This window comes from Synergistota bacterium (assembly GCA_021159885.1).
Taxonomy (GTDB): domain Bacteria; phylum Synergistota; class GBS-1; order GBS-1; family GBS-1; genus AUK310.
Map to the genome: position 1 here is coordinate 1 of JAGHDO010000048.1, position 4,326 is coordinate 4,326.

3 protein-coding genes are annotated in these 4,326 nt (G+C 42.6%); all 3 read left to right on the plus strand.

Annotated elements, in window-relative coordinates; translation table 11 throughout:
- The first annotated feature begins 53 nt into the window (after positions 1 to 53).
- Positions 54 to 2,081, plus strand: a complete 2,028-nt coding sequence (locus J7M13_04330) for an SMP-30/gluconolactonase/LRE family protein (protein MCD6363208.1) — start codon at positions 54 to 56, stop codon at positions 2,079 to 2,081.
- An 18-nt stretch (positions 2,082 to 2,099) separates the two neighbouring features.
- Positions 2,100 to 2,975, plus strand: coding sequence for a UTP--glucose-1-phosphate uridylyltransferase GalU (gene galU, locus J7M13_04335; protein MCD6363209.1), 876 nt, complete (start codon positions 2,100 to 2,102; stop codon positions 2,973 to 2,975).
- Between the two features lie 6 nt (positions 2,976 to 2,981).
- Positions 2,982 to 4,326, plus strand: a 1,345-nt coding sequence (glmS, locus tag J7M13_04340) for a glutamine--fructose-6-phosphate transaminase (isomerizing) (protein MCD6363210.1), incomplete at its 3' end; no start/stop codon positions are given.

Here is a 4,326-nt window from a genome sequence, read left to right on the forward strand (position 1 = left end):
CTTATATGGTTAGGATATAACACGCTCACCGGTAAGGTGGTGCTTTCTAAGCTTTGGGGGTCAGGATAGGAGTACTATTTATAATTTTTGCGCTCCTCTTGCTAATCGTTTCCTCTTCATTTTCGGCAGAGAAGCCCCCTCCGCTTCCAGGACTGGTTCCCCCGGAGGAGATAAACGCTCCGAGAGGCGTTAAGAGAAATCCTGAAAAAGCTTTAGAGGAGTTTAAGAAAGCTTTCAAGCTTTTTTTTGACGGGCGCTATGATGAAGCTTTAAATAGCTTCGATAGGGTTATAAGGCTGGATCCTTACGCATTGGAGCCTTATTATTGGAAAGGTCTGATTTATTTAAGAAGAGGTTATCTTAAAAAGGCAGAGAAGATGTTTAAAAACTATCTGGAGGTTAAACCTGCGGAGCTGAGGGTCATAAGAGCCTTGGAAAAGGTCCAGAGAACTGTTTTACCCGTTTTGTCTTTACCAGAAGCGAACTATCCCAAAGATTATGAGGTTATAGATCCCTATTTAGAGGTGCGGAAAAAAGAGGGGTTATTCAGTGGTATAAAAGAATATTTTTCCTTTCCAATGTATAACTTCTCAGCGATGGCTATAGGACCGGATGGAAACATCTATTTGACAGACTATGGAAGGGGTAAAGTTGTTGTGTTAACCAAGGATGGGATTCCCTTGCGATCTTGGGGGGGATTAACAAACCCTTCTGGTATAGCTATTTCTGTGGATGGTAGAGTCTATGTTTCTGACTTCAGCCAAAATAAGATATTTGTCTTTGATCTCACGGGTAAGCTTCTGAAAAGCTTTGGAGATAAAGAGCTCCTTAACCCGCAGGGAATAGCCATTGGTCCCTATGGTTATCTCTACGTTTGCGATTGGGGTAATCACTGTGTTCGGAGATATACGAGGGAAGGAAAATATTTAAGGAGCGTGGGCAGAGGATACCTGTGGGAACCCCTTGCGGTTTGTGTCGATAAGAGGGGAAACATCTGGGTTTCTGATGGAAATGTGAGATGCATACGTCGGTTTGGTTGGGATGGTTTGCCGAAGGGGACCTTTCTCGACGATGTATTTTCGAGAGGTCTTGCTGTTGATTTCAGAGATAGAATACTTGTCTGTGATGAAGAAAGGGGAATTCTATTCGTTATAGAGGGAGAAAAGGTGGTAGAAAAAGTAGATGTTCCAAAGGCTTCAAGCTTGAGTTCTGTTTGTGGGGATTCCTTAGGAAACGTTTTCCTCGCAGATTTTAATAGACCCATATTATTTAAAATTTCTGCACCATCGTATCTTCATAAGATAGAGATAAGAATTTCGGGTATTCGTGTGGAAAAGGGGACAAAAAGAAGCGCAGAGATAGAGCTTTCGGAAGGATGGTATCCTATTCCTGTAGAAAGAGTAAATACATCCGTCAGAGTAATAGAAGACGAGTGGATCCTTGAGCCGAGTTTAATAAAGGAAATCGATAGACCTTTGGCTATAGGCGTCATAGTAGATCCTGCTTTTAAAGATGAGGGAAGAGATATACTCAAGTTTTTAAGAGATACCATGTTTGTTGTAGATAGAGGCTTCGTTCTTGGGGCATTTTACTCTCCCTATTTGCCTCCTAATAGGTGGGTCTGGTCGGAGAGAAGGGGAAGCTTTGAGGGAAGAAGCTTAATATTGGATGCCATGAATCTTCTTATAACCCGGGATGCTAAGAGGATACTTCTATACTGCGGTAATCCCCCCAAGATTCCAAGGAAAGAGATGAGAAGAATGGCCTATTTTGCTCGATTACATCAGATAAGGTTTTATGTTTTCCATGATGCAGAGCTTTCTCCTACATGGAAAGCTCTTATAGCATATACAGGTGGGGAAGATTGGAATATATATTATTTTAGCAAGAATATGCCACTCGTGTATTATTTTAGAAAAACCCCCTTTAATGCATATAAAGTGGGGTATATCTCCTTGGTCAGGAAAGCGAAGCTCGACGGAAAGCATTATCTTCGAATCTTTATAGAGACACCCTTTGCTCATTATGAGGATGAGATTACCTATTATGTTGGAGGTACGTGGGAAAAGATATTGCGCTGAATGGAGGTGATCTAAGCTATGACGGTTAAGAAAGGGGTGCTCCCCGTTGCGGGACTTGGAACGCGTTTTCTACCTGCTACTAAGGTTTTGCCGAAAGAGATGTTGCCACTCGTTGATAAACCGGTGATTCAGTACTCGGTAGAGGAGGCGGTATCGGTTGGAATTAAGCAGCTTATACTTATAACTGGAAAGGGTAAGAGAGCTATAGAGGACTATTTCGATAGATCTTTAGAGTTAGAGATAACCTTGCAGAAAAGAAAGAAAGAAGATCTTCTTAAACTGGTTAGGGATGTATCTGAGCTTGCAGATTTCATCTTTATAAGACAGAAGGAGCCTCGAGGGCTCGGTCATGCCATACTTTGCTCCAAACCTGTGGTTGAGCATGAATATTTCGCCGTCTTCTTGGCTGATGATGTTATCATAGGGGATAAGCCTGCCATATCTTACCTCATTGACGTTCATGAGAGATATGGGGGAAGCGTGATAGCTCTTGAGGAAGTTCCCTGGGAGGAAGTATCAAGGTACGGCATCGTGAGAGCGGAGAAAATAGACGAAAACGTTTTTAGAATAATAGATCTCGTGGAAAAGCCCCCGAGGGATGAGGCTCCCTCCAATCTTGCTGTGATAGGAAGATATATTTTATCCCCTAAAATTTTTGACTGCTTGGAGCAAGTAGAAGCGGGTGCTGGTGGGGAGCTTCAGCTAACTGATGCTATGAAGCTTCTCCTTGAGGATGAGCCCATCTATGGAGTCATGTATGAGGGCAAGAGATATGACTGTGGAACGATAGGAAGCTTTGTGAGAGCAACGGTAGAGCTTGCCTTAGAGCATGAAGACTTTGGATCAGAATTTAAGAGATTCCTTAGAGATCTAATTTCCCAAGAAGAACGGTGATTAGTCATGTGTGGAATAATAGGTTACGTTGGTTACAGGAATGCTACTCCTATACTTCTTGATGGACTATACCGACTTGAGTATAGAGGCTATGATTCTGCTGGTATAGCAGTTCTATCCGATGAGGGAATAAGCATAGTGAAAACCGCGGGCAAGATTAGAGATCTTGAAAATTTGCTTAAGGATGTAGATATACATGGAAGAGTGGGAATTGGTCATACAAGATGGGCAACTCATGGAAAGCCCACGGATATCAACGCTCATCCTCATCTCGATGAAAGTAAACGATTTGCTATAGTTCACAACGGTATAATAGAAAACTTTCAGGATATTAAGGATAGGCTTAAAGCTCAGGGGGTTAAGTTTTTCTCAGAAACAGATACGGAGGTTATAATACAGCTCATCGCTAAGTTTTATGCTGGCAGTCTTGAAAGTGCCGTTATGGAAGCCTTGAGAGAGCTTGATGGATCGTACGCCATAGCTGTTTTGTCTACGGAAGAACCGGGGAAAATTGTTGCGGCAAGGTTAGGAAGCCCGCTGGTCCTTGGAGTAGGTGACGGGGAGATGTTCCTTGCCTCTGATGTGCCAGCTATATTGCCGTATACGAGAAAGATGGTTTATCTTGAGGATGAAGAAGTAGCAGTGATCACTGACTCATCTTGGTGGGTGTTCGACCTTGAGGGCAAGCCAAGAACGAAACAGATCTACTTTATAGAGTGGGATGCATCTATGATTTCTCGTGGAGGATATAAGCATTATATGTTGAAAGAGATAAACGAACAGGGAAGTGTTGTTAGGAACGTTCTTAAAGATAGACTCACTGAGGAGGAGCTTTCCTTAGAGGAGCTTGATATTGATGAAGATTTTGTGAAAAAGTTGGACAAGATTTTTATAGTTGCCTGCGGGACTTCCTATCACGCTGGGCTTGTAGGCAAACATCTTTTTGAAAAATGGGCGAGAATTCCTACTGAGGTTGATATAGGTTCCGAGTTTAGATATAGAGATCCCATCGTTCCACCGAATAGTTTAACCATTGCTATATCGCAGTCTGGAGAAACAGCAGATACTCTTGCTGCTTTAAGGGAAGCTAAAGGTAAGGGATCATTTATAATAGCACTTGCGAATGTTCAGGGAAGTACCATAACCAGGGAAGCGCATAGGACCATGTACCTGAAAGCTGGTCCAGAGGTGGGAGTTGCTTCCACGAAAGCTTTTACTGCTCAGCTTGCTTCCCTTTATCTTCTCGCCTTATGGTTTGGAAAGGTTCGGGGAACCATTAAAGAAGGCTTTCAAGAGAAGATATTAAAGGAACTTTGGCAGCTTCCTTATCATGTTGAGGCTTGTCTTGCAC

What these genes read in the sequence shown, in the direction of transcription:
- galU (MCD6363209.1), top strand. Translation starts at nt 2,100, where the DNA reads ATGACGGTTAAGAAAGGGGTGCTCCCCGTTGCGGGACTTGGAACGCGT.